The organism is Acinetobacter equi (assembly GCF_001307195.1).
Taxonomy (GTDB): Bacteria; Pseudomonadota; Gammaproteobacteria; order Pseudomonadales; family Moraxellaceae; genus Acinetobacter; species Acinetobacter equi.
The window spans coordinates 695,107-721,058 of sequence record NZ_CP012808.1; the positions used below are offsets into that span (position 1 = coordinate 695,107).

At 36.1% G+C, this 25,952-nt stretch carries 24 protein-coding genes and 1 pseudogene; 7 read left to right on the forward strand and 18 right to left on the reverse strand.

What is annotated here, in order from left to right:
* Nucleotides 1-11 precede the first annotated feature (11 nt).
* From atpD to AOY20_RS03325, 9 genes are all read right to left on the reverse strand, one after another.
* On the reverse strand, nucleotides 12-1,406 hold the full coding sequence (gene atpD / locus AOY20_RS03285) for a F0F1 ATP synthase subunit beta (RefSeq protein WP_054580534.1): 1,395 nt from the start codon (nucleotides 1,404-1,406) through the stop codon (nucleotides 12-14).
* A gap of 30 nt (nucleotides 1,407-1,436) precedes the next feature.
* Entirely contained in the window at nucleotides 1,437-2,306 is an 870-nt protein-coding gene (atpG, locus tag AOY20_RS03290) for a F0F1 ATP synthase subunit gamma (protein WP_054580535.1), read from the reverse strand.
* Nucleotides 2,307-2,393: 87 nt separating this feature from the next.
* Nucleotides 2,394-3,938, reverse strand: a complete 1,545-nt coding sequence (gene atpA / locus AOY20_RS03295; protein ID WP_054580536.1) for a F0F1 ATP synthase subunit alpha — start codon at nucleotides 3,936-3,938, stop codon at nucleotides 2,394-2,396.
* Nucleotides 3,939-3,984: 46 nt separating this feature from the next.
* Nucleotides 3,985-4,521, reverse strand: coding sequence for a F0F1 ATP synthase subunit delta (locus AOY20_RS03300; protein WP_054580537.1), 537 nt, complete (start codon nucleotides 4,519-4,521; stop codon nucleotides 3,985-3,987).
* Nucleotides 4,522-4,533: 12 nt separating this feature from the next.
* Nucleotides 4,534-5,004, reverse strand: coding sequence for a F0F1 ATP synthase subunit B (locus AOY20_RS03305; protein WP_054580538.1), 471 nt, complete (start codon nucleotides 5,002-5,004; stop codon nucleotides 4,534-4,536).
* Nucleotides 5,005-5,048: 44 nt separating this feature from the next.
* Nucleotides 5,049-5,294: a F0F1 ATP synthase subunit C gene (atpE, locus tag AOY20_RS03310; RefSeq protein ID WP_000424060.1), complete on the reverse strand. Its 246-nt coding sequence runs from the start codon at nucleotides 5,292-5,294 to the stop codon at nucleotides 5,049-5,051.
* An 81-nt stretch (nucleotides 5,295-5,375) separates the two neighbouring features.
* A complete protein-coding gene (atpB, locus tag AOY20_RS03315) occupies nucleotides 5,376-6,251 on the reverse strand; it encodes a F0F1 ATP synthase subunit A (protein WP_054580539.1) in 876 nt (291 codons plus the stop codon).
* A 103-nt stretch (nucleotides 6,252-6,354) separates the two neighbouring features.
* Entirely contained in the window at nucleotides 6,355-6,753 is a 399-nt protein-coding gene (locus AOY20_RS03320; RefSeq protein WP_054580540.1) for an ATP synthase subunit I, read from the reverse strand.
* Nucleotides 6,754-6,924: 171 nt separating this feature from the next.
* Nucleotides 6,925-7,764 carry a metal ABC transporter solute-binding protein, Zn/Mn family gene (locus AOY20_RS03325; RefSeq protein ID WP_054580541.1) on the reverse strand — a complete coding sequence of 280 codons (840 nt, stop codon included), beginning with the start codon at nucleotides 7,762-7,764 and terminating at the stop codon, nucleotides 6,925-6,927.
* 133 nt (nucleotides 7,765-7,897) lie between these two features.
* Here AOY20_RS03325 and AOY20_RS03330 point away from each other — a divergent pair, with 133 nt between their 5' ends.
* The 3 genes from AOY20_RS03330 to znuB are packed head-to-tail and all read left to right on the forward strand — an operon-like array spanning nucleotide 7,898 to nucleotide 9,963.
* Nucleotides 7,898-8,392, forward strand: a complete 495-nt coding sequence (locus AOY20_RS03330) for a transcriptional repressor (protein WP_054580542.1) — start codon at nucleotides 7,898-7,900, stop codon at nucleotides 8,390-8,392.
* A complete protein-coding gene (znuC, locus tag AOY20_RS03335; RefSeq protein ID WP_054580543.1) occupies nucleotides 8,377-9,159 on the forward strand; it encodes a zinc ABC transporter ATP-binding protein ZnuC in 783 nt (260 codons plus the stop codon). Before AOY20_RS03330 ends, znuC begins: the two co-directional genes overlap by 16 nt.
* 3 nt (nucleotides 9,160-9,162) lie before the next feature.
* Entirely contained in the window at nucleotides 9,163-9,963 is an 801-nt protein-coding gene (gene znuB, locus AOY20_RS03340; protein ID WP_054580544.1) for a zinc ABC transporter permease subunit ZnuB, read from the forward strand.
* A 72-nt stretch (nucleotides 9,964-10,035) separates the two neighbouring features.
* Here znuB and AOY20_RS03345 read toward each other — a convergent pair whose 3' ends face one another.
* Both AOY20_RS03345 and AOY20_RS03350 read right to left on the reverse strand, forming a co-directional pair.
* Nucleotides 10,036-10,641, reverse strand: coding sequence for a LysE family translocator (locus AOY20_RS03345; RefSeq protein ID WP_054580545.1), 606 nt, complete (start codon nucleotides 10,639-10,641; stop codon nucleotides 10,036-10,038).
* Between the two features lie 20 nt (nucleotides 10,642-10,661).
* Nucleotides 10,662-11,285 carry a LysE family transporter gene (locus tag AOY20_RS03350; RefSeq protein ID WP_054580546.1) on the reverse strand — a complete coding sequence of 208 codons (624 nt, stop codon included), beginning with the start codon at nucleotides 11,283-11,285 and terminating at the stop codon, nucleotides 10,662-10,664.
* A 167-nt stretch (nucleotides 11,286-11,452) separates the two neighbouring features.
* Between AOY20_RS03350 and AOY20_RS03355 the strand changes: the two genes are divergently transcribed.
* Nucleotides 11,453-12,373 carry a Dyp-type peroxidase gene (locus AOY20_RS03355; protein ID WP_054580547.1) on the forward strand — a complete coding sequence of 307 codons (921 nt, stop codon included), beginning with the start codon at nucleotides 11,453-11,455 and terminating at the stop codon, nucleotides 12,371-12,373.
* A gap of 120 nt (nucleotides 12,374-12,493) precedes the next feature.
* On the opposite strand, the gene AOY20_RS03360 is transcribed toward AOY20_RS03355, so the two are convergent.
* Entirely contained in the window at nucleotides 12,494-13,012 is a 519-nt protein-coding gene (locus AOY20_RS03360; protein ID WP_054580548.1) for a hypothetical protein, read from the reverse strand.
* 119 nt (nucleotides 13,013-13,131) lie between these two features.
* Between AOY20_RS03360 and AOY20_RS14610 the strand changes: the two are divergent.
* Nucleotides 13,132-13,239: pseudogene (locus AOY20_RS14610) on the forward strand (Dyp-type peroxidase); the annotation flags it as partial.
* Nucleotides 13,240-13,505: 266 nt separating this feature from the next.
* On the opposite strand, the gene AOY20_RS14900 reads toward AOY20_RS14610, so the two are convergent.
* The 5 genes from AOY20_RS14900 to AOY20_RS03385 form a co-directional block, all read right to left on the reverse strand.
* On the reverse strand, nucleotides 13,506-14,408 hold the full coding sequence (locus AOY20_RS14900) for a hypothetical protein (RefSeq protein WP_227510359.1): 903 nt from the start codon (nucleotides 14,406-14,408) through the stop codon (nucleotides 13,506-13,508).
* Complete coding sequence (locus AOY20_RS03370) at nucleotides 14,405-16,411, reverse strand: LysM peptidoglycan-binding domain-containing protein (protein ID WP_054580549.1); 2,007 nt, start codon at nucleotides 16,409-16,411, stop codon at nucleotides 14,405-14,407. The genes AOY20_RS14900 and AOY20_RS03370 overlap by 4 nt, the downstream gene beginning before the upstream one ends.
* Before the next feature lies 1 nt (nucleotide 16,412).
* Nucleotides 16,413-19,619, reverse strand: coding sequence for a type VI secretion system Vgr family protein (locus AOY20_RS03375; RefSeq protein WP_227510377.1), 3,207 nt, complete (start codon nucleotides 19,617-19,619; stop codon nucleotides 16,413-16,415).
* Nucleotides 19,620-19,830: 211 nt separating this feature from the next.
* Nucleotides 19,831-21,531, reverse strand: coding sequence for an NAD-dependent malic enzyme (locus tag AOY20_RS03380; protein ID WP_054580550.1), 1,701 nt, complete (start codon nucleotides 21,529-21,531; stop codon nucleotides 19,831-19,833).
* Between the two features lie 352 nt (nucleotides 21,532-21,883).
* On the reverse strand, nucleotides 21,884-22,168 hold the full coding sequence (locus AOY20_RS03385) for a DUF2798 domain-containing protein (RefSeq protein WP_054580551.1): 285 nt from the start codon (nucleotides 22,166-22,168) through the stop codon (nucleotides 21,884-21,886).
* A gap of 184 nt (nucleotides 22,169-22,352) precedes the next feature.
* Between AOY20_RS03385 and argS the strand changes: the two genes are divergently transcribed.
* Together argS and AOY20_RS03395 are read left to right on the forward strand one after the other, a co-directional pair.
* Complete coding sequence (gene argS, locus AOY20_RS03390; RefSeq protein ID WP_054580552.1) at nucleotides 22,353-24,143, forward strand: arginine--tRNA ligase; 1,791 nt, start codon at nucleotides 22,353-22,355, stop codon at nucleotides 24,141-24,143.
* A gap of 162 nt (nucleotides 24,144-24,305) precedes the next feature.
* The gene (locus AOY20_RS03395; protein ID WP_054580553.1) at nucleotides 24,306-24,896 is read left to right on the forward strand and encodes an SPOR domain-containing protein; all 591 of its coding nucleotides are present in this window, start codon (nucleotides 24,306-24,308) and stop codon (nucleotides 24,894-24,896) included.
* Nucleotides 24,897-24,958: 62 nt separating this feature from the next.
* On the opposite strand, the gene AOY20_RS03400 is transcribed toward AOY20_RS03395, so the two are convergent.
* The gene (locus tag AOY20_RS03400) at nucleotides 24,959-25,909 is read right to left on the reverse strand and encodes a pirin family protein (RefSeq protein WP_054580554.1); all 951 of its coding nucleotides are present in this window, start codon (nucleotides 25,907-25,909) and stop codon (nucleotides 24,959-24,961) included.
* Between the last annotated feature and the right edge of the window lie 43 nt (nucleotides 25,910-25,952).

The following is a 25,952-nucleotide window of genomic DNA, read 5'->3' on the forward strand; positions in this document are numbered from 1 at the left end:
TAGGGAACTAATTAAAGTTTCTCAGCTTTAGCAATAACTTCGTCAATACCACCAACCATATAGAACGCTTGTTCTGGGATGTGATCGTATTCACCAGCTAGAAGACCTTTAAAGCCACGAATTGTTTCTTTAAGAGGTACAAGTTTACCAGGAGCACCAGTAAACACTTCAGCTACATGGAACGGTTGAGAGAAGAAACGTTGGATCTTACGTGCACGGTATACAGTAAGTTTGTCTTCTTCTGCCAATTCGTCCATACCAAGAATTGCGATAATGTCTTTCAATTCTTTATAACGTTGAAGAACGTTTTGAACTGAACGAGCAATTTCGTAATGCTCAGCACCAACAACTAGTGGATCTAGCTGACGTGAAGTTGAGTCAAGTGGATCGATCGCTGGGTAAATACCAGAAGATGCGATGTCACGGCTCAATACTACAGTTGCGTCTAAGTGAGCGAATGTAGTTGCAGGCGATGGATCTGTTAAGTCATCGGCAGGTACATATACCGCTTGGATAGATGTAATAGAACCAGACTTAGTAGATGTAATACGTTCTTGAAGAACACCCATCTCTTCTGCAAGAGTAGGCTGGTAACCTACAGCAGATGGCATACGACCTAGAAGTGCTGATACTTCAGTACCTGCTAGTGTATAACGGTAGATGTTGTCTACGAACAATAATACGTCACGGCCTTTACCGTTTTCGTCTTTCTCGTCACGGAAGTACTCAGCCATAGTAAGACCAGTTAACGCTACGCGTAAACGGTTACCTGGTGGCTCGTTCATCTGACCGTAAACCATTGCTACTTTGTCAAGAACGTTAGAGTCTTTCATCTCGTGATAGAAGTCATTACCTTCACGAGTACGCTCACCAACACCAGCAAACACAGATAAACCTGAGTGAGCTTTCGCGATGTTGTTGATCAATTCCATCATGTTTACAGTTTTACCAACACCGGCACCACCGAACAGACCAACTTTACCACCTTTAGCGAACGGGCAAAGTAAGTCAATTACTTTAATACCAGTTTCTAAAAGGTCAGTAGAAGCTGCTTGTTCAGCATAAGAAGGTGCTTGACGGTGAATTGGTAGGCGTGCTTCAGTAGCAACTGGACCAGCTTCATCGATAGGGCGACCAAGAACGTCCATGATACGACCAAGAGTGGCAGTACCAACTGGAACAGAAATCGGTGCATTTGTGTTAGTTACGTTCAAACCACGTTTAAGACCTTCAGTAGATCCCATTGCAATTGTACGTACAACACCGTCACCAAGTTGTTGCTGAACTTCTAATGTAGTTTCAGTACCGTCAACTTGGAGAGCGTCATAGATCTTAGGAACGCTATTACGTTCAAACTCGACGTCGATAACCGCGCCGATGATCTGAATGATACGACCGCTACTCATTGCTGTCTCCTCAATTCAAACTAATATATGTTAAACGGCAGCGGCACCACCAACGATCTCAGAAATTTCCTGAGTAATCGCGGCTTGACGCAGCTTGTTATAAATAAGTTGTAGGCTCTTGATAAGGTCACCCGCATTGTCAGTTGCAGCTTTCATTGCAACCATACGAGCAGACTGCTCACATGCGATGTTTTCGATCACGCCTTGATATACCACAGACTCGATATAACGAACCAATAAGCCATTTAAAAGCTCTTCAGCTTCTGGCTCATAGATATAATCCCAACCGTATTGACGATTAAGAGTCTTGTCTTCTTCAGCAGCAGCCAAAGGAACAAGTTGTTCGATTTTTTGATCTTGAGTCATGGCATTGACGAAGCCGTTTGATACAAGATAAATACGATCTAAATCGCCTTTATCAAATGCATCCAACATCACCTGTACAGAACCAGTTAACTGTTCAAGACTTGGTGTATCGCCTACGTTTGTAGTCGCACCAAGAACTTTACCGCCGTAGTTTTTAAAAAACGAAACCGCTTTTTGACCAATTAAAGCAAATTGAACTTCAATTGACTGCTCTTGTTGCTGTTGAACGTGTTTTACCACTTTTTTAAACAAGTTAATGTTCAAACCACCAGCAAGACCGCGATCTGAAGAAACAATAATATAGCCAACGCGCTTAACTGGGCGTTCAACCATATAACGATGTTTATATTCAGGATTCGCTTGTACCAAATGAGCAATTACACGGTGCATATTTTCGGCATACGGACGGCCTTGAGCCATGCGCTCTTGCGCACGACGCATCTTAGAAGCTGCTACCATTTGCATCGCTCGAGTAATCTTCTGCGTGCTTTTGATACTAGCTACTTTGGCGCGAATTTCTTTTAAATTTGCCATACGCTTAACCTAGTATTCGAAAGCTCTTTCGAGCTCTCGAAGGTTGATTCCGTGAACCAAACCAACACTAATTAGCAAGTTGCTAAATTAGTAAGTTTGAGTCGCTTTAAAGCTTTCAATACCTGCTTTGATTGCAGCTTCGATGTCTTTGTTGTAATCACCAGTGGCATCGATTTGTTGCATTAAGTCAGCATATTCTGAACGGAAGTAAGCAATTAACGCAGCATCAAAGTCTACGATTTTCTTAACTTCTACGTCAGCCATATAGCCTTCATTAGATGCATAAACTGAAACAGCTTGGTCTGCAATTGAGTATGGAGCATATTGTTTTTGCTTCATTAACTCAGTTACACGTTGACCGTGTTCAAGTTGTTTACGAGTTGCTTCGTCAAGGTCAGAAGCGAACTGAGCAAACGCTGCTAATTCACGGTACTGTGCAAGTGCAGTACGGATACCACCAGATAATTTCTTGATGATCTTAGTTTGCGCTGAACCACCAACACGAGATACAGAGATACCCGCATTCACAGCAGGACGAATACCTGCGTTGAATAATGATGTTTCAAGGAAGATCTGACCATCAGTAATCGAAATTACGTTTGTTGGTACGAATGCAGATACGTCACCCGCTTGAGTTTCAATAATTGGCAATGCAGTTAATGAACCAGTTTGGCCTTTAACTTCACCATTAGTGAATTTCTCAACGTAGTCAGCAGATACACGAGAAGCACGCTCAAGAAGACGTGAATGTAGATAGAACACGTCACCTGGATAAGCTTCACGACCTGGTGGACGACGAAGAAGCAATGAAATTTGACGATATGCTACAGCTTGTTTAGACAAGTCATCATAAATGATAAGAGCATCTTCTCCGCGGTCACGGAAGTATTCGCCCATTGTACAGCCAGAATATGGAGCTAGATACAACATTGCTGCTGGATCTGCTGCTGCTGCTGCTACAACAGTTGTATACGCCATAGCGCCAGTTTCTTCTAACTTACGTACAACGTTAGCGATAGTCGATTGTTTTTGACCAATTGCTACGTATACACATTTAATGCCAGAATTTTTCTGAGCGATGATCGCATCGATCGCCATAGCTGTTTTACCAGTTTGACGGTCACCAATGATCAACTCACGTTGACCACGGCCTACAGGGATCATTGTATCTACTGATTTATAACCAGTTTGTACAGGTTGATCCACTGATTGACGCCAAATTACGCCTGGTGCTACTTTTTCAACAGCATCAGTTAATTTAGCATCGATAGGACCTTTACCATCAATAGGATTACCTAAAGCATCTACTACACGGCCTAAAAGTTCTGGACCAACCGGAACTTCTAATACACGACCTGTGCAACGAGCTTTTTGACCTTCTTGAAGGCTTAAGTAGTTACCTAAAACAACGACGCCCACTGAATCCTGTTCTAGGTTCAGTGCCATACCGTATAAGCCGCCGTCGAATTCGATCATTTCACCGTACATTGCATCAGCAAGGCCGTGAATACGCACAATACCGTCGGAAACCATAACAATGGTTCCTTCGTTTTTAGCAGTCGCGCTGGTGTCCAGATCGCCGATACGCTGTTTAATGAGCGCACTGATCTCGGATGGATTCAGTTGTTGCATTGCGCTATACCTCAATCTTTTTTAAGTTCAGTCTTCTTATATGCAATTACGCAAGAAGACGAGTCCGCATTTTTTCAAGCTTGTTAAGCGCAGAATCATCTATCACTTGGTCGCCTGCACGAATAACAACACCAGCAATAAGTGCCTGGTTAACTTCTACTGAAATAGAAACAGTACTGTTAAAATGCTTTTCTAAAGCAGTTTTCAACATGTTTTCTTGTTCAGCAGTCAATGGGAAAGCCGATTCAATCACGACATCCACATTGTTGTTATTCTGTGATTTGAGCTGTTCGTATTCTGCTTGAATCTCAGGAAGAAGAGATAAACGATTATTATCAGCAAGAAGTGTCAAAAAGTTTGACACAGCTGTCGTTTGATCTTCACCTAATACTTTAGCAAAAAGACTTACCTGCTCAGCAGGAGTAAGCTCAGGGCGATTTAAGTAAGCTGAAAATGCGTCATCTTGTACAGCAGCACCAAGCACCTGTAATGCATTTGACCAGTTGTCTGTTGCATTTTGCTCAGTTGCATAAGCAAATGCTGCTTTTGCGTATGGGCGTGCCAACGTCAAGAGTTCAGCCATAATCCGCCTCGCTTAAAGTTTAGCAGCCAGCTGAGTAAGCATGGCATTGTGAGCTTCTGCGTCAACTTGCTGGCTAAGAATTTTCTCAGCACCAGCAACTGCAAGAGCAGCAACTTGTTGACGTAATTCTTCGCGAGCAGCATTGATTTCTGTATCAACAGCTTCTTTAGCCTGTTGACGAATTCGCTCACCTTCAGCAGTTGCTTGAGTACGAGCTTCTTCTACCAATTGCGCCGCACGACGGTTCGCTTGTTCGATCAATTGAGCCGCTTGTGCTTTAGCCGCATCTAATTCAGCTTTCACTTGTGCTTGCGCATCCGCAAGGTCAGCTTTAGCTTTTTCAGCAGCATTTAAGCCATCAGCGATACGACGCTGACGCTCACTAATCGCATTGATTAGTGGTGGCCAAACAAACTTCATGCAGAATGCGACAAAGATCGCAAATGCAATTGCTTGACCAATCAATGTGAGGTTGATATTCATTGCTCTCTATTCCTCAAATAGTGGATTTTTGGGAATTAAGCTGATTAACCTACAAATGGATTAGCGAAGATGAAGAACAAGCCAATACCAACACCGATCATAGGCACAGCATCAAGAAGACCCGCGATTAAGAACATACGAGTTTGAAGTTGTGGAGCCAATTCTGGTTGACGAGCAACAGCTTCTAAGAAGCGACCACCTAAAAGACCAAAACCAATCGCAGTACCTAAAGCACCGAAAGCGATTAAGATAGCAGATGCAATTGCAACTAGACCTAAAGTGAGTTCCATGAAAAATTCCTCAGAGGTTAGGTTTATACCCAATAAATAAAAAATTGTGCCTAGTTAACTTTTGAAAACTAGGCAATACCATTAATGTTTTTCGCTTGCCATGCTCAAGTATACGATAGTCAGCATCATAAAGATGAATGCTTGTAACGTAATAACAAGAATGTGGAAGATCGCCCAAGGCACAGACAACGCCCATTGAATCCAGAACGGTAACAATGCGATTAAGATGAAAATTAATTCACCTGCGTACATATTACCAAACAAACGAAGAGCCAATGAAACTGGTCGTGCAAGGAAAGTTACTAATTCCAAAATTAAGTTCACTGGAATTAAGCAAGCTCTTGCAACTGGGTTACTTGGGTTAAATGGGTTTAGTGCCAATTCACCAACGAAACCGCCAACACCCTTTTCTCGGATGCTGTAGAACAAGATAAGTACAAATACAGACAATGACATACCAAGGGTAATGTTAGGGTCTGTAGATGGAACAATCTTGAAGTAAACGTGGTGTGGATCCATGCCAAATACGTTTGCACCAATCAATTGAGCTGCATACGGAATGAAGTCAACTGGAATTAAGTCCATTGCGTTCATGAGGAAGATCCACACGAAAATGGTCAATGCAAGCGGCGCAATTAAGCGTGATTTGCCATGGAAAGTGTCACGGACACTTGAGTCAACAAACTCGATAATCATTTCGATTGCTGCCTGGAACTTGGTAGGAACACCAGAGTTTGCAGCTTTCGCTACGATCCAGAACATTAAACAGAAAACAATACCAAGGCCAATTGACCAACCCATTGAATCCAAGTGAATAGCAGTGAACCCCATCTGTTGAGCTTCTTCAGCAGTCTCAGCCAACTTCCATGAACCGTCTGGCATTTTGCCATACGTCATATTCGTCAAGTGATGCTTGATATACTCGGTCGAAGTAAGGGCATGTTCTTCAGCAGCCATAAATCACACCTGGTCAATGTCAAATACTAAAGGAGAGAGCGAACATCGCGTGCTGCTTGATATCTCACCCAACTCCCAAAAAACTTTTCAATTTTTACTGAGCTTATACTCGTTTTTGTAGACGTGACACCCAAAAAGGTGCAACCCACGACATGGCTTGAACGAGAATAAAACCACAAAACAATGCTACCGGTGATAACGGTTGTACATTGCTTAAAATTAAAATGAATCCTACGATCAAAATTGCAAACTTACCTAACATGCCTCTATACATGTTCAAAAGAACTTGTTTAGATGCTCGCGCTCCCGCAGCACGAAACGACTGCCATGAAAAATAACAACTTGCCAACCAGCAAACCAACGCACCAAGTGCGGCACTTAACGCTGCGACAGAGTCTTTTATTGCCCATGCAATCAATGCTGAAACAGGAATCATTAATGCTTGTAAGAAGACTAAAGCTTTCGCTAATCGTCGGTCAATCAAGCGACTAGTTCGGCTCATTTTTTACCTACTCACTACATCAATAGTCGATAAGTTCAACTGATGATCGTTTTTTATCGCAGGCATTATAGAGTTACACCCCTGAACATGCAATCTTTTCCCGACCTTAGTAGATATTTTTTGCAACGAATTAATATCTGAATGAATTTTACATTTTGTTTAAAAAGCAGGTTACTTTTGCGCATTTAATACACACTTCTGAGCTTCAGTCGCCAATTTTGACCATGCTTCTACAAAGTTATCTTCTCCCCCCATACTTTCATCAACTTTTTGAAATACAATTGGATCTAGTTTTTGATATTGACTTGAACTTGCATGCCCTTCTGCTAAAAGGCACATTTTTTTATATGGTCGGCTATCATTTAAATATTTGATTTGTGCAATTGTTGGTGCAACATGAGGATCTGATGTTAATGCACCTGCAAATTTTAAGTTTAAAGCACGTTCTAAGTATTGATATGCATCATGATATGCCCAATACGGTCGCGCAATCGTATTACGATTATACTTATTTGACACTTCTAACATTTCTTTTGCAAAACGACGTGCATTTTCCCAATATTGCGTCTTAAATTCTGGCTTTTGCTGTGAACGCAGTGCAGCAATAAAAAAACCAATACGAATTGCATTGTTTGGATCTAGCCAAACATGAGTATCTATCGTTCCATTTAATACCTGCCCTCTTGGATTCCGCTGAGGTAATTCTTGTATTAAATTTGAATCTAAAATAGAAATAGCCAAGGCATTATTTTCAAGCAACTTTGTTAAAGGTGCTTCATGCTGTGGTCCTAACCAAATAAGTAAAGATGCATCTTGAATCATCTTTCTATGTTTTGGTGTTAATGTAACATCATGCCCTGTTTGATCTGCCAATAATAACTCTGGTTTTTCAATACCTTTTGTTACTTCTTGAGCAATCAAATAAATTGGATGTGTCGAAACCACGATTCCTTGAGTCCAACCAATGGTACTAAAGAAAAATAAAGAAAAAAAGGCAAAGAACCTAGACATAGATGTACATTAAAATTCGGAGGATTGTTATATTATAACACTTAAATTTAAAAACATCAGTTAATGTCGATTCATAAGCATGTCTTCTTCATGCTAAAATGCTACTAATTTTTTCTAAACGAATGGGATTGTTATGAGTCAGTGTTCTCACAAGCATCACGATACCTTGCATGGTGTACATGACCATCTCAATGTCACCCAAAGATTATCTGAAGCTGAAAATATCTGTACCTCAACAGGTTCACGCCTAACACCTCTTCGCAAAGAAGTTCTTGAGTTAATTCTTAATGCTTCTGGTCCAGTAGGTGCTTATGATTTATTGGCAAAGATTAAAAGCGATTCTGATCGCCCTGCCGCTCCGCCAACGGTATATCGCACCTTAGACTTTCTTTTAGAACAAGGCTTAATTCATCGTTTAACATCAATTAATGCATATATTCCTTGTTGCCATCCACGAGAAGGTCACCAAGCTGCTTTTCTCATTTGTACCGAATGTAAAATTGTGAAAGAAGCATCTGCTCAAGGTTTGTTGCAACAACTTGATGTCATTTCTTCATCTGATGGTTTTACTGCACATCATAGTATTATTGAAATTTCTGGAATTTGTCAGCAGTGTCAGAACAAATAAAAAGTTCAAATCCCCTCATCGAACTTCACAAAATTTTTGTTCGTATTGATGATCGAGATATTCTTAAAAATGTTGATTTTAGTTTAAATCATAAAGAAATCGTCACGCTTATTGGTCCCAATGGCGCAGGTAAATCAACATTAATTAAAGTATTACTAGGCATTTTAAAACCAAATTCTGGCAAAATTAAAACGGCTTCAAAACTTAAATTTGCATACGTACCACAAAAATTTAATCCATCTCATAGCCTCCCCTTGCGTGTTAAAGATTTACTTGCATTGGAAAAATGCCCAACATCCTTAAAACAAGAAATTATTCGCGATACTGGAATTACCAAATTAAAAGATTCTAGAGTTCAACAATTATCAGGTGGTGAACGTCAACGTGTTCTACTTGCTCGTGCCTTATTACGTCAACCAGATGTACTGGTTTTAGATGAACCCATGCAAGGTTTGGATATTCAATCTGAAGCTGAACTTTATGATTATGTAAGAAGCCTTCCTGAAAAATATGATTGCGCCATTTTAATTGTTTCTCATGATTTACAATGGGTGATGCAAGGCACACATCGTGTCGTTTGTTTAAATAAACATATTTGCTGTAGCGGTCTTCCTGAAAATATTCAGCAGCACCCCGAATATCAAGCTATTTTTGGCACAAATCGTGTGTTTTATCAGCATCATCATGACCATTGCGTACATGGTGATACAGCAACACCTTGCCAACATAATCCACGTCCTCATATTCACCCAGAACCGGAAGCTTAAATCATGATGGAATGGCTACAATTGTTATTACCAGCATGGACTATGGGTACATTACTTGTATTTCTTACAGCTCCATTGGGTTGTTTAATGTTATGGCGTCGTATGTCTTTTTTTGCTGATACTATGGCACATGGAACGCTATTAGGTGTTGCAATTGCAGGAATCCTTCAATTACCTTTTTGGTTAGGTGTTGGTTTCTTAGCCTTATTACTGGTTGCGATTTTATGGGTGCTTCACGATCCACGCTTGCCTAATGATGCTTTACTTGCCCTTTGTTCTGCAACATTACTTTGTTCTGGTTTACTCCTTATTCAAAATTTACCAAGTTTACGTCCTGAATTACTTAGCTATTTATTTGGTGATTTATTACAAATTTCTTGGACAGATTTACCTTTTTTTGTTCTGATCATCGCCTTTGCCTTGGCTGTTCTTTATCGTTACTGGCAAGCACAAATTCAAATTGCGATTGATCCTGATATTGCAATGAGTGAAGGCGTAAATGCTAAATGGCAACGCTTAATTTTTATGTTGCTTCTTGCATTATTTACCGTGTTAGCACTTCGTGCTGTAGGCTCTCTCTTGATGGGTGCTTTACTTGTAATTCCCGCATTAACTGCACGTCTACTTGCACACTCACCTAAACAAATGGTGGTTTGGGCATTTGTAATTGCACAAATTGGGGTTACAGTAGGGTTATGGTCAAGTGCTGCCTTAGATACATCTACAGGTCTAACCATTGTTCTAACAATGGCGTTACTTTTCGCGATGATTTTTATCGTACAAAAATTTAAAAAATTAAGTTAATCATGAACTACTCTCCCCTCTTCTCTAATATGAGGGGGAATTCAACATTTAATACAAATATAATTCATATTATTAAATGATGCTATATATTCCATAAGCAGCAATTAATATTAAAATCCAACCACATAAAGCCAATATTTTTGAGTAATATTTGGTTTTAGATAGTTTATTAAAACCTAAATAAACCACAGACAATGTCAAAAAATCGAGAATAATCCATGCAATCACCAATATCATTAAACTCGTATTGATATTGCTATGAATACCTATAAATTGTGGGAAGAAAGACGAAAAGAAAATAATATCTTTAGGATTTGAAATACCAACAAGAAAACCTTTTTTCATTCCACCATCAATCGGTGAAAGCGTTTGAATTTGTGCATCTTTAGTTTGAAAAACTTCTTTTAAAATTTCAAAACCTAAATATGCAATATATAAACATCCTAAAATTTTAATCCATATAAACAGTGTTTCATTAACACTAAAAGCGCCTTTTAAAATTAAAATAGAAATGGAAATAAGAACTAATGAAGCTAGATTTGTACCAATAATTGTTTTTAGCGCACTTGTATAACCACCTTTTAATCCTGCACTTGCCACTAAAATCATGACAGGACCAGGTGTTGAAATCATAATAATGACACTCAACACATAAAGATAAAAATCAAAATAATTCATAAAATTGACCGTTTAAATATTTATGATTGCCGCACTAAACTTAATAAACTTGCTGCACCAGCAAATAAAAATGCAAAAGTTCGATTCAAATATTTTTGTTGTTTTGGTGATTTTAAGATACATAAAACTTTTGATGCTAAGCCTGTATATCCTGCCATAACAATCAGATCAATAATAACCATCGTGATCGCCATCGTCATATATTGCGAAGTTTGGGGTTTAGACAAATCTAAAAATTGTGGAACAACAGCCAATAAAAAAACAATCGCTTTTGGGTTGCTAATATTCACAATAAAACCATTTAAAATCAGTTTTACACGAGATTTTTTAACCGAATCTTGTTCTACACTTACAGCCTGAATAGGTGCTTTCCATTGCAAATAAGCCAAATACAATAAATATGCAACACCAAACCATTTTACCAGTAAAAAAGCCCAAGATGTGGTTGCAAATAAAATCCCTGCACCAGCAGCAACAATTGCAAATTGTACAAGTAGAGCCAATTGTAGCCCTATTGCATTCCAAACGCCTTGTCTAAAACCATAGTTTAAACCGCTAGACATTGAAGCAATTGCACCCGCACCAGGAGAAACACTAATCACCCAGCAAGCCAGCATAAAGGCAAACCACATTTGATAAGACATAGTAATCGTTTAGAAATGAGCTGAAATCCAAGAAGAAAAGTATAAAATAGATCAGGTCTTTAAAATGTAAAATTTCAATAATGATTTTTAATAATATGCTATTCAGAAAGTTATCATTCAGGCACAATAAAGATAGCCACTGAGGAATATAATATTAGGAGCCATGAATGACTGCCCAATCTGTAATTTTACCTTTACCATCAGATCATGCGCGATTTATTACTTTACGTTTAAAAGACCTCTCTATTGATCAATTAAAAGAAAAATTATCCGATTTACTGTCTACTCGTGACCGTCTCATTTCCCAACATCCTCATGCCGAAATTAAAACTGCAATTGCTTTTGGTCCTGAGCTTTGGGCACAAATTTATTCAACATCACCTGCTGACTTTAAACAGTTAGAACCAATTGCAGGTTCATTTGAAATGCCTGTTGTTCCAGCAGATATATTTATTCATATTGCATCTCAGCGTGTCGATATCTGTTTCGCACTCAGCCAAGCATTTTTTGAAGGCATTCAAGACCTGGTTGAAGTACTTGATGAACGTGTTTGTTTCCGTCATTTTGAAGGTCGCGATTTAACTGGCTTTATTGATGGTACAGAAAACCCTCAATTTAAAGATGACCGAGCTGAAACTGCATTATTAGCAGAAGATGCAGATGTGTTTGCAGATGGTTCTTTTATCTTTGCTCAGCGCTATGTGCATGATTTAGAAAAATGGAAAAAACTCAAAGTTGATGCGCAAGAGCATGTAATTGGTAGAACGAAATTAGAAAGTATTGAACTTGATGATGATGTAAAACCTGAAAATGCACATACAGCACGTGCCATTGTTGAAGATGAGGAAGGTGAAGAACAAGCGATTTTGCGCCACTCTTTACCTTATGGCGATGGTCGTGGCGAACAAGGTTTATATTTTGTTGCCTATACCAATAATTTAAGCATTATCGATAAAATGCTGTTCCAGATGTTTGGTACAAGCGGTGATGGTATTCATGACCGACTTCTACATTTCGTTACACCAATAGATGGTGCATATTTCTTTGCGCCGAGTGAAGAATTATTAGAAGAAGTTTTAGAAAATTAATATTTTATAAGAAGCTGACATTAGTCAGCTTTTATCTTTTTTATTTGTAATAGCTGCTATGAAATACGAGTTTGGGCTGAAAAATTAGGGAACAGTCAAATCAAGTTGAAACGAGCATACTTAAATGCAAGAAAACAAATTACCAACAGATATAGATGTTACAATATTAGAACTTATATCATATCTCACACCAACCTCCTTATTTGGGTTAATTTTATAATAAATAAACATATCTCCCTCCTTTCCATTTTCATCAATCTCAATATCAGGTTCTATATTTTTAGGATGATTTATATAAACTTTATTAGCAGAATCACCCACAGCTACCCCATATGGAGATAACATATCCTTTCTTGAAGCTATTATTCTAGAAACTATTTTTTCATTAATTTCATAATTTAATCCGTTATTTCCATTATTAATTTCTTTTGCAAGGAAACAACCATCTATTTCTTCTGTATATTTTTCAAGTACACTTTCATTAAATTTATCATTAATTTTAACTCCTTTAGAAGTGCCATCAAGTTCTAATACAACTATCTTGCTATTTTCATCAACGAGCTTTATATCCTTTTTAGCACAGGCAACAATCAATAAACTTACGATTATTACTGTACAGAGTCTAAATATCTTCAACATTATATTTATGCTTTCCTATATGTAAATATATATGGTTATGATGATCATTCGGGAATCCCGCCTAAAAGACAATAGAAACTAAAAATAGAATTTTTATTTATTTCTCTACAATTAATCCTAGCTATGATGATATTCATGACCGACTTCTACATTTCGTTACACCAATAGATGGCGCATATTTCTTTGCACCGAGTGAAGAATTATTAGAAGAAGTTTTAGAAAATTAATAATGAAGCCGATGAGAGTCGGCTTTTATTCCTCTATAGCTTTGTTGCACATAAACCATTGTTTTTTATTTAAATTAAAAAAACATTCAAACTTTTTTTAAATCATATAGTTATGAAACCTTTATGGAACCAAGCCTATTCAAATTTCCCTCCTACATTTTACAATAACAATGTATAATATATCCGTGATGAGAAAATTAATAAAAGTCCACTTCCATCAGCTTATCAAAATTGCGTATTCTATTCAGAATTTATATTTCAATAATCTAACCACATCTTCCTCTATAAGTTGAGAAGCTTACTTTTGAACCAGACATACAATTTACTTTTCTAGGGGGCTGATCATCTTCATTCAAATCATAAATTAAATAATTATCTTGAATAACAAATGGTTCATTATTTGAATCAACTTTAAATGTGGTATATCTCTTACCTAATACAGCATTATCTGCACAAGTATCGTATTCTAATGTGAAATTATTTTTACTAATAGCAATATTATTAAAATGACTAAAATTACATGCATTATAACTATCATCAAATAATAAATTATTTGTCCATAATACTTTATGACTCAGACCATCTCTAATAATAATTGATTTTAATAAATCCTTTTCACCTAAAACTTCTATAAAATCCTTAACTCCATCTTTATTAATGTCCATTTCTCTTTTTAGAAAAATATTGCTTTTTAGCCTAGAAACTCTATTTTCAACAAAAGTGGTCATTTCATTTAAGTTATTGGATCCAATATTTATATTATTATTCTCAACCCATCCATTTCCTGAGTTTAAAAATATTTTTAATTTATAGTTTTCTTTAGGTATATAAGATGTATCCGAAGTAACAGTTTTTACTAAATAATCTTTGGGAATTAGAAAAACTATTTTTTCTTTAATTCCCTTTATTTCTCTTAATTTTAAATCCTTTTTTTGATCAATATTTGGAATTATAAAAATGAATGCATTACCCATTTTATTAGATTGACCATTATAAATGCAACCATGATCAGGCAAATAATAATATCCATCCAAATTACTATATTCAGTATTCACACCATTACAAGCTAATATACTATCTAAATTTTTATCATTTAGATCTTTTTTATCAGCCTGCACACCACAAGCAGCTAATAAAAAAATAAAAAACCATACTGTACTTTTTATCATATTTTCTTTCCGCCTATATTTGGTCTAAAATATCCAATCCACCCACTATGCGCTGCTAAAGCCTTACCTGAAATGGTATAAACAGCTGTTCTAGTACAACCTTTCTTACTACTACCACCATTATTTTGATTAAATTTTTCTTCAGCACTCCCTACATAGCCTATGGCTTCCAGAATGGTTACTGTTTTCTTTGTAGAGTCGACCGCATAAACAATACCACAATGCCCAGCACTACTTCTCCATACAAATATATCGCCAACTTGAGGAATAAAAGATACTGATTTACTTCCTGTAACATAGTCTATTTTATTAGAATGTATCGCTAGTCTAAATGCATTCTCAGTTAACATTACTCCCGTATGAATTGAATAAAATTTATCCGTAACACCTAGTTTCATTAAATATATTGCAACCGTTTCTGAGCAATCTAAACCTTTTAAATCATTAGCCGTAATTATAGACTTGGCATTTTCAGGAGATGTCCCTCCTCTAGCTCCCAATTGAGAGTACGGTATATTTTGATCTACAAGCCTTTTCATTTCATTTAAAACTGAAGTCATATGTCCAACTGGTTCAACTGGTTCAACTGGTTCAACTGGTTCAACTGGTTCAACTGGTTCAACTGGTTCAACATTATTTAAAGAATCTGTTTCTACGATAGAATTTTTACATTTATTTAGTTCAAATACTCTTGATGTAATATCTTTAAAATGATTTTTTCTTTTTTGTCTTGAGGCCGTCTTACTATTTATTATATCAATTAAATTATCCACTATAGCTAATTGCGATATTAAAGTGACTTGCTTTTTATTCGCTAAAGCTGACAAACCGAAAGACTTCCAGTATGCCATTGATGCTAGCGTCCCTTCTTTTAGATTATTAATATTATTGGCATCTATATAAATATTTTCTTGTGGATAGCATTTTTTTATTTCATTGTTAATTTTACTATACTTATCTTTTCCTGTGATTTGGATTATCCCTCGTCCTCTATATTTCCATCCATCTCCAGAATTAACATCTCCATTCCCATTTCGATTAGCATAAGCAATATTCGCAATCATCTCTTGATCAGCTGGATGTTTATCATTTCTACCATATTTATCACATAATTGTTTATTACCACGAAAGGCTTTAAAAGGTCCCCCATGACTACTTTTAGCAACTTTCTTTCCATTCTCAATTATATAAATAGTTCTTGCATTCGTTGTATAAGGGGCGACTAAAATATCTGAATGATAATTTAGACTCTCACCATTTTTTACTGTAATAGAAGTTCCAATTTCCTCAAGAACTTGAGCAAAAAAATGTGCTTTACTTACGCAATTTTTCATTAAAAATTTTTCTGAATATCTATTATATGCATCAACTAATATTTTAATTTCAGTTGTACTCGCCTGTGAAAAAATTTGCTTTAACTCATCTTCTGTAACTTGAGAACAATTTTTACATCCATTTACAGATACTTGAGCTATAGGTTGATTTTCATCATTAACAGTATGTTGTGTTTTAGATTGGTTAGTATCAAGAGAAGAAGTATTATTTGGTTGACTGTGATTGTCAGTTTTAGCCTCAAATTTAATTGTATCTAATGAAATACCTATACCAAAATTTCTAGATTCTGTAACAAACCTATTACTAATTACTTTATAGTTTGAATTTGTTTTTGACCAACCCTCTATAACTATACTTTTTCCAGACTTTCCTTGGTTTAAAATAACCAAGCCTTTTTCATTTGTTAATTTTTCACAAATTTTTTTTCCACCAATAATTATTTTAATTTTAAAATTACTTATAGCTTCACCTTTTCTATTGACTATTGCAACTGCCAACAGATTTGTATTTGTATTTGTATTTGTATTTGTATTTGGTAGCTGTAACTTCTGACCAATATAAATCAAATTTTTATTTTTTATTCCATTTAGACGAATTAATTCATCGACAGTGCATCCATTTTTTTTTGCAATTACACTTAAAGTATCGCCTCTCCTTACTGTATACATTTTACTCTCCTAGAAGTTCATTGAAATTTTCAATATTAAAATCTGTATATTGCGTTTCATAAACAATCAATTCCAACTCTTCTTCTTTTTCGGTATAGACTCTATCAGTTTCAAAATTTGAATTAATTGCTCCTTGAATCAATACCTCTTGAGTATTTTTGTTAATAATCTTATAGCTAGAGCCAATTAAATCACCATGTTCACTCCCTAATGATTTCAAATTAAATTGCTGGCTATAACCCCCAACCAATATCTTCGGTATAAAAGGTAACTGAATATTTACTTTCTCCCCACCCACAAAACTATGCTGTCCAGCTTTACTCTCGAACTTACCGCCCGTTTTCGTAAAAATACCACTTCCATTAATTTTAAGTTGAGAACCACCAGCCGTCAGTACAATTTCTTTTGGACTGGTAATTTCAATTTTATCTTCAGTAGAAATAAGTTTAATCACTTTACGAGCAATTGCTTCAATTGCATCATCCTGTGCTTGAAGTTCTAACTTTCCTTTTGCCGCATAAGCACTAAATCCTTTTTGCGCGGCAAATAAACTGATTTTATTCTGAGCATGCCCAACAATATTCTTTTGAGCACTTAGGTTAATAGAACCTTGCGCACTTTCAGCAATATCTTGCGAAGCATTTAAAATAATATCTTCAGGTGTGGTCAGCGCAATACCATTAGGTGAGGCAAGCAACATCAGAGCTTGTCTAAATATTTGACCTTGAGCCTGCTTATTTTTATCTGAACTTTTTTCTAAACCTTGCGTATAGCCTTCCATAAATCCAGCAAGACTACCTAAAATTTGAGATGCATCAATTTTAAGTGGATTATTAATTCCCCCAAATGAACCACAGGATTGAGTTAAATCAAAATCTGAAATATCAACATTCATTAACACACGTGCAACATCCTGCAATAACGTTGCTGTTGATGATTGTGTACTCATCAAACTTGCTAATTGCCCTTGTATTGCCTCATTTGCATATTCTTGAACATTTTCTAAATAAGACGTTAAATTATCTAAAGCATTTGGAATTTCAGAAACAAATTGATTTAATTCCGTCATAATATTTGAACCAATAGGGCTCAATTCTTGCAGATCATTAAAAAATCCAGCACATCCTTTTAGTGCTGTAATTGGATCTATATTTAAACTTTCCGTAAATAAATTAATCGTAGTATTAATGGCATCACTTTGACTTTTCAAACCAATCGATTGAATAAATTTCGGTAAACGACTAATAACATTCAATGCATCTGTCTGTTGTTTAACTGCAATTTCGCTCAACATTTTCATGCTTTCCTCGCCTTGAGCAAGTAAGCTTTGGGCTTGAGCCGATTCTAAATGTTCTGCAATTGCATTTTCTTGAGCATAAGTCGTAATGAGCATGCCTTTTCCAGCACGTACAGCACCGTAAGCATCTGTTCTTAACTCAAACCCTTCACCACGCCCATCACTTATTTCATTTTGTTTTGGATGACTTAAATTTCCTAAATTTAATTGTGTTGCAGCATGACTACTCTGTAATTGTGCACTAATTTGTCCTGTCGTATCATCAAAGCGGAGCTGGTTAAATCCTTCACCTTCAACCTCTTTGGAACGAATACCACTTAATTTTTTAGTATCTGGTAATTGTCCTTTTATATCAAACATAGTTTGGTGACGTTCGGCTTCGTGTAATCGTCCTGTCACAAATGGTCGGTCAACATTACCATCAAAGAAATCAATTACGACTATTTCACCAATTCGTGGATGAAATCTTGTACCGTATCCCTCACCCGCCCATGTTGTTAATACATCCACCCATGCCGAATCTGTATCATTTTCATTTGAACCTGCACCACCATCATGTGAATGATCATCGGTACGCGTAAATAAAAATCTAACTTTAATACGTCCCCATTGGTCTACATAAATTGTTTCACCTTCAGGACCTACAACTTTAGCACGTTGAGGATATGCAATCGGTCTATGCTTTAATGGATCATATTCAGGAACAACTCTAATTGCACGGCGTATTAATGAAAGTTGACAACCTTGTCGCTCATCTTGGTAAATATTCCACCGACTAAGTTTTAATAAATTTAAAACCTGTTCTTGCAAATCTTTGGGTAAATTATTTTGATTATAAAATTGCTTAGATAATATTAAAAATTCACGATCTGAACCTTGATGCATATCAATTTCAGGATGACCACTAAATTCAAACCAATACCCCACTTGTGCATCTCGAACAGAACTCAATGCTGTAAAATACTTAGATTGTAATTCTTGATATTGGGTTAAATTTTGATTAAGTGCTTCTAATTGAGCAGTTCCTGAAGCTGTTGCTTGATCGTCACCGTTTAAATCACTAATCCAAGCTGGACTAATTGTCCATGCTTGTTCCAAACTTAATGATTGATTTTCTTGAACATCACTATGTAAATGCGTACTCAGTACACTCTCACCCAAATCTTGAGCCAAGGAGTCAGATTGCCAACGCTGTAATTGAATTGCTGTAGATTGCAAACTACGTTGAGCAATAAAACTTGTAATTGTATCAAAATGCTCTGTAGCATTTGTTCGATGATAACGAATTAACTTTCTTTGTAATGCTTGATAATAAGATTGATCATCAATTAATTTCAGTTTTTGTGCTTCAATCGGTGCTGATGAAAAAGGAACTTTTAATTGAGCTTCGTCAATTAACCAACTTATTCCTTCACTTCGCCATAGACGAGTAAGAAAGTCGATATCCAATTCATTTGACTGCATGACAAATGGGCGAACATCATAATTTTTGCTTAGTCCCGTTAAATCCAAGCTCAAGCTTGCAGCAAAAAGTGGGCTTTTTTCCTGCCACTCTTTAAAAATAATTTCTGTAATATCTCTAATACTTTTATTCATAAACACACGACTATTGCGTCGTTTGTACCAAAGTGACATTGCATCTTGTAAAGTTAATTTATATAAAGTTAGTGCACCATCACTTTGCCCTTGAGATGCTTCTGTAATAATGCCCGTAGTTCGAAATAACTCCCCTAAATCTGTTACTTGATCTACAGCAACTTGGCAACCAACAAACTGCTTTAATGAAATATGCGCATTTGTTGAAATACATATTAACTCAGCTTTTAAACCGTCATTAATTGTATGTTGCCCATCAATACGCTGTAAAAATACTTGTGTATTTAAAAAAGGATTAGAAAATTGAATATGAATTGCTCTTTTTTAAGCAGTTAATCCAAAACTTTCTAAGATGTTATAAATTTGAGAAATCATAGTCATATTTTCTTTTAATACTTAATATAATTTAAAAAAAATGAAATATAGTTATCATTTTAATGATTGTATATTAATCAATTCCACCAAAAATGTCACATATTTTTTATAAAAAAAGGGAGCTTATGCTCCCTTTTTAAATCACAAGAAATTAGAACGTAACACGCTTATATTCACGATACTCTGGCTTCCAGAAATTATCATCAATTGCTTGTCTCAAAGCTTCATCGCTTACTACAGGAGCAACTCCTGCTTCCATTGCAGCTTTTGCAACTTGATAAGCAATGATTTTTGAAACTTTTTGAATTCCATCTAAATCTGGCAATAAGTCTGCATCTGGATCTTGTAACTTAGGTGAACAATCTGCTAATGCATTACTTGATGCCATTAACATACTATCCGTTACACGTGTAGCACCACATGCCACAATACCTAAACCAATACCAGGGAAAATGTAAGAGTTATTACACTGTGCGATATGGTGTAATTTTCCTTGATAATTTACAGGTACAAATGGACTACCCGTCGCAATTAAAGCCCTACCATCTGTCCAATTTAGAATATCAGCAGGAACTGCTTCTACACGTGATGTTGGATTAGATAATGGCATTACAATTGGACGTTCACAGTTTTGCGCTAAGGTACGAATCACTTCTTCAGTGAATAAACCTGGTTGACCTGATACACCAATTAAAACAGTTGGCTTCGCATGTTTTACAACTTCTAATAAAGAAATCATACCGCTTGCATCAGCCCATGCAGATACCGCTTCTGGTTTTTGTGCCAAATTACGTTGGAAGTCAAGTAAGTTTGGTTGATTTTCAGTAATTAAACCAAAACGATCAACCATAAACACGCGTGCACGTGCTTCTGCATCCGTTAATCCTTCAAAGACCATTTGTGCAATGATTTGTTCTGCAATACCACAACCTGCTGAACCTGCACCTAAGAATGTAATGACTTGATCTTTCAGTTGCTTACCTGCTGCACGTGAAGCAGCAATTAAACTACCAACAGAAACTGCAGCCGTACCTTGAATATCATCATTAAAACAACATAATTGATCACGATACTTTTTCAACAACGGCATCGCATTATTTTGTGCAAAATCTTCAAATTGAATTAAAGCTTTTGGCCAACGGCGTTTAATTGCATTAATTACTTTATCAACAAATGCATAATATTCATCTCCACTTAAACGTGGTTGTCTGCATCCCATATAAATAGGATCATTCAGCAATTGCTGGTTATTTGTACCAACATCTAATGTAATTGGTAATGTGTAAGCTGGGCTGATACCGCCACAAGCGGTATATAGCGAAAGTTTTCCAATAGGAATCCCCATTCCACCAATGCCTTGGTCTCCTAAGCCCAAAATACGTTCGCCATCAGTAATCACGATCACTTTGACATTTTTCTTTCTTACATTATGCAAAATCGTATCAATATGATCACGATCAGGATAAGAAATAAAAATACCACGATGACGACGGTAAATATCTGAGAATCGTTGACATGCCTCACCTACCGTTGGGGTATAAATGATCGGCATCATTTCACTTAAATGATCTTCAATTAAGTGATAAAACAAAGTTTCATTCGTATCTTGAATATTTCTTAAGTAAATATGTTTGTTAATCGCATCATTAAATGCGCTAAATTGCTGATACGAGCGCTGACTTTGCTCTTCAATACTTTCAATTACATATGGAATTAAACCATGTAAATTGAAGTGTGAGCGCTCTTCTTCAGTAAAAGCAGATCCTTTATTTAATAAAGGTAGTTCTAATAATGTATTTCCTGCGTAAGGAATATATAAAGGTTTCTTTGTTGCGGTTGTATCTGATGCCATTTCCGATCTCATTTTGGACAACTTCGAAGGAATTTTCAAAAGAGAAAATACCTATCTAGCTTTATGTGTATAGCTTACCTTTATTTCCACAAAAAATGTCATTTTGTAGATTGATATTGAATCTATCATTATTTTATCAATAAATAAAAAATGAATTTAATAGTTGTTTTGTATATTTATTATTCATAATTGGCTATTTATTAACTGTTTTTAGATTTTGATCAAATTTTAAGTGATAGAAAAAAAATTTAAATGCTCATAAATAATCGAATATTTGCTATTTATTTGCACTACTTATCATTTTAAAAATAAATACCATGTAATTTATTAGGAATAGTGATCTGGTTATCATTTATTTAGATGACTTTAGATGTGATATATCAACAAAAATACCAACAAATCGTCTCACCCAAGGTAAGAGCAAAAGTACAATTGGAAATGCCATCGACCAAGAGATCATCCAATTTTTTAGCCACAAATCAATAAAACCGTCATACCATCCTATATTTCTTAACAGATTAATCAGTGAAATAATTCCACTCATTAAACAAGATAAAATAAACGGTACAAATATATTTGCCCATTTCGCTGAAAGCTTAGGAATATTACGAATTTTTCTCATTTTTTCTTGATACATTTTTATTCAATAAATCATTTATTGGCTATCTAATATGTCATAACAATCGTATTTTTTTATTCTATTTTTCTACAAACCATATAAAAATATTCGCACAATATTCATTCAGTACAATTGCACTCACCTAAAGGGCTGGAAATTTGCTATATTTAGCGTTTCTCTGCGACATTTATTTTCGATTGATATGAATACGGCAATACAAGCAGCGCTGGAACATGCAGTGCAAAACCTTCAAAACGAAGGTGTTCTTCCATCCGATTGGAACAATACAAGCAATTTGACTCGTACTAAAGACCGAAGCCACGGTGACTTTGCGTCAAATATTGCAATGATTGCTTCTAAAGCTGCAGGTATGAAGCCACGAGATTTAGCAGAAAAAATTCTCGCAAATCTTCCAGAAGTTGCCGACATTAGCAAAGCAGAAATTGCAGGTCCTGGCTTTATCAACTTCTTTTTAAATGCAGATCAACGCTTTACGATTTTAGATCAAATCCAAGCACAAAAAGAGCAATTTGGTCGTACAACCGTAAATGCTGAAAAACGTATTCAAGTTGAATTCGTTTCTGCAAACCCAACGTCTAGCCTCCACGTAGGTCACGGTCGTGGTGCTGCCTACGGTATGACAGTTGCAAATTTACTTGAAGCAACTGGTGCAAAAGTAGATCGTGAATACTATGTAAATGATGCAGGTCGTCAAATGGACATCCTTGCAACATCAACTTATTTACGTTACTTAGAACTTACTGGTCAAACATTAGTATTTCCAAAAAATGCTTACCAAGGTGACTACGTTAAAGAAATCGCACAAAGCATTATCAATAAAGATGGTGATGCTTATGTACGCCCAGTTGCCGATGTATATAAAGACGTCCCTGAAGACGTTCAATATGCCGCTGAACTTGATGCAGATGGTAATAAAGTTGTACTTTCAGGTGATAAAGAAAAACATATTGATGGCTTAATCTTCAATTCACAAAACTTAATTGCTGAAGGCTATCGTGTTTTCCATCAAGCAGCACTAAAAGCAATTCTTGAAGATATTAAAGATGACCTTGGTGAATTTGGTGTAACTTTCAATCAATGGTTCAGTGAAGCAACATTGACTGAAAAAATTGATGAAGCACTTCAAATGCTTGATCAACGTGGTTTCTTATATGAAAAAGATGGCAATATTTGGTTCAAATCGACTGAATTTGGCGATGAAAAAGACCGTGTTGTAAAACGTCGTAATGGACAAACAACTTATTTTGCATCTGACATTGCTTATCACTTAAATAAACTACAACGTGGTTATACAGACCTTATTGATATTTGGGGTTCAGATCACCACGGTTATATTACTCGTGTAAAAGCTGCAATTGATGCTCTAGGTTATGACTCTAAAAAACTTACAGTTCTTTTAGTTCAGTTTGTAAGCTTATGGCGTGGCGGTGAGATGGTTCAAATGTCATCTCGTTCGGGTCAATTTGTAACTTTACGTGACTTACGTAAAGAAGTTGGTAATGATGCTGCTCGTTTCTATTACGTAATGCGTAAGTCTGAACAACACATTGATTTCGACTTAGATCTTGCTGTTTCACAAAGTAAAGATAATGCTGTGTACTACATTCAATATGCACATGCACGTATTTGTCGTATGCTTGAAAAAGCAGCAGCAACTGATGTGAATTTCTCTGCAGAAAATGCTCGTCAATTTGCAGCAAAACTTGATCTTGATGCTGAAACTGAAATTTTAGCTAAACTTGCAGCTTATCCTGAAATTGTGGCACGTGCTGCAAATAGCTACGAACCACATCAGGTTGGTAACTATTTGAAAGAATTAGCCGCATTATTCCACGGCTGGTACAACGAACATAAAGTTCTAAATGATGATGCTGAACTTACACAAGCACGTTTATTACTTTCAGTGAATGTACAACAAGTTTTACGTAATGGTTTAGAATTACTTGGTGTTTCTGCACCAGAATCAATGTAATTCTAAAATTACAGATCATGTATATATTTTCAAAATAAGATGAAATATTTCTTTTTTTTGAAGATTTAAGTAAACAGGACTCTACGTCCTGTTTACTTATTTAAAACACTTCAGTAATGTTACAGTATTGATATAAACAATGAATAACAAAGAGGTTTCCTCGTGTTTGGAAAAACGCAACGCGGTGTATCTGAAAGACCCAATAAGCCAAAAAAGTCACTCATTCCATCATGGCTTGGAACATTAGTCGTTATTCTGGTTATTCTATGTTTTGGCCTAGCGCTTTTATTGTGGAAACCTTGGGAACCAGTACAACCTAAAAGTGATGCTACAGTTGAAAGATCTCAAGAAGATACTAACAGCGAATATCGCTTCTATGATTTATTGCCACAACAACAAGTCACCCCTATTCCTGAACAAGCAATTCCTGAAACAAAAGAGCAAGCAACTGTGGTTATTGTTGAAGCACCACCAACAACAGCCTCATCAGAAGTTGGTCTTATTTCCGAACCAACTGCAACAAAGCCAAGTTATATCTTACAAGTTCGTAGTTATAATAATCCAGATGCAGCAGATGCGCGTCGCGCTGAAATTATTTTAAATGGCTTATCTGCAGATGTAATTCGTACTGTAGAAAATGGTGAAACATGGTACCGCGTGATTTCAGGACCATATGAATCTCAACAATCCGCAGTCATTGCACAGCAAACTTTACAACATAGTGGTATTGATTCTATTGTGATTAAACACTAAAAATTAGAATATAAAAAAGATGCTTTTGCATCTTTTTTTTATATTTATACTTTAATCAAAATCTATTTAGAAGATCTCATTCGATCTGGCAAGATCGGTGCTTTAAGTCTTTCACCATCATAATGTGGAATTGAGCCAAAACGAGCATCCTCATTTACCCATTGTTCTCTTGCAATTGCTAATTCTTCTTGAGTTCTGCCGACAAAATTCCACCATAATAAAATTGGCGATTCAAACGGCTCACCACCTAACATTAAAACTCGGCTATTCGCATGAATATATATTTCAATTTCATTCATGCCTGTTTCCAATGTCACCATATTATCTAATGTTAATTCATGTCCATTGATCGTTGCCGAGCCATCTAACACCATAAAGCCATATTCGAATTTTGAATTTAATTGAAGCTTTGTAGAGGTTGAAGTCTGTGCAAATAAATCCACACCCAATAATTCAGTATGAACAGCAACAGGCGATCGCGTATTTAAAAACTCCCCAACCAATACCGTAAATTCAATCCCCTCTCCTTCAATTGTAGGGAGCGTTGGATAATGGTCAAACTGTGGTGCCATATTGCGCTTATCATCAGGCAATGCAATCCAAAGCTGTGCAGCGTGCATACGTGTTTCAGTATCTGGTGCAACTTCAGTATGTGAAATACCATAACCTGCAGTCATTAAATTCACTTGTTTAGGGCGAATCAATTGGTTAGTCGTTCCCAAGCTATCACTATGTAGCATCGTGCCTTCAATCATCCATGTGAATGTCTGCAAGCCCATGTGTGGATGTGGACCAACATCTAGACCATCACCTTGTGGAAAATGTACTGGACCCGCATGATCTAAAAAGCACCATGCACCAATCATGCGCTTTTGTCGACTTGGTAATGCTCGTTTAATAACAGTACCTTGACCAATTTCAGCACGTCGAATAGGAACTTCTTGAATAAATTGATTAATATATTTTTCGCAATCATCTGAATGAGACATATCAGTATAGTTACTGTTACTCATATTCCTGTTCCTTTATTTTTAATATCTCTATACCTATAACATT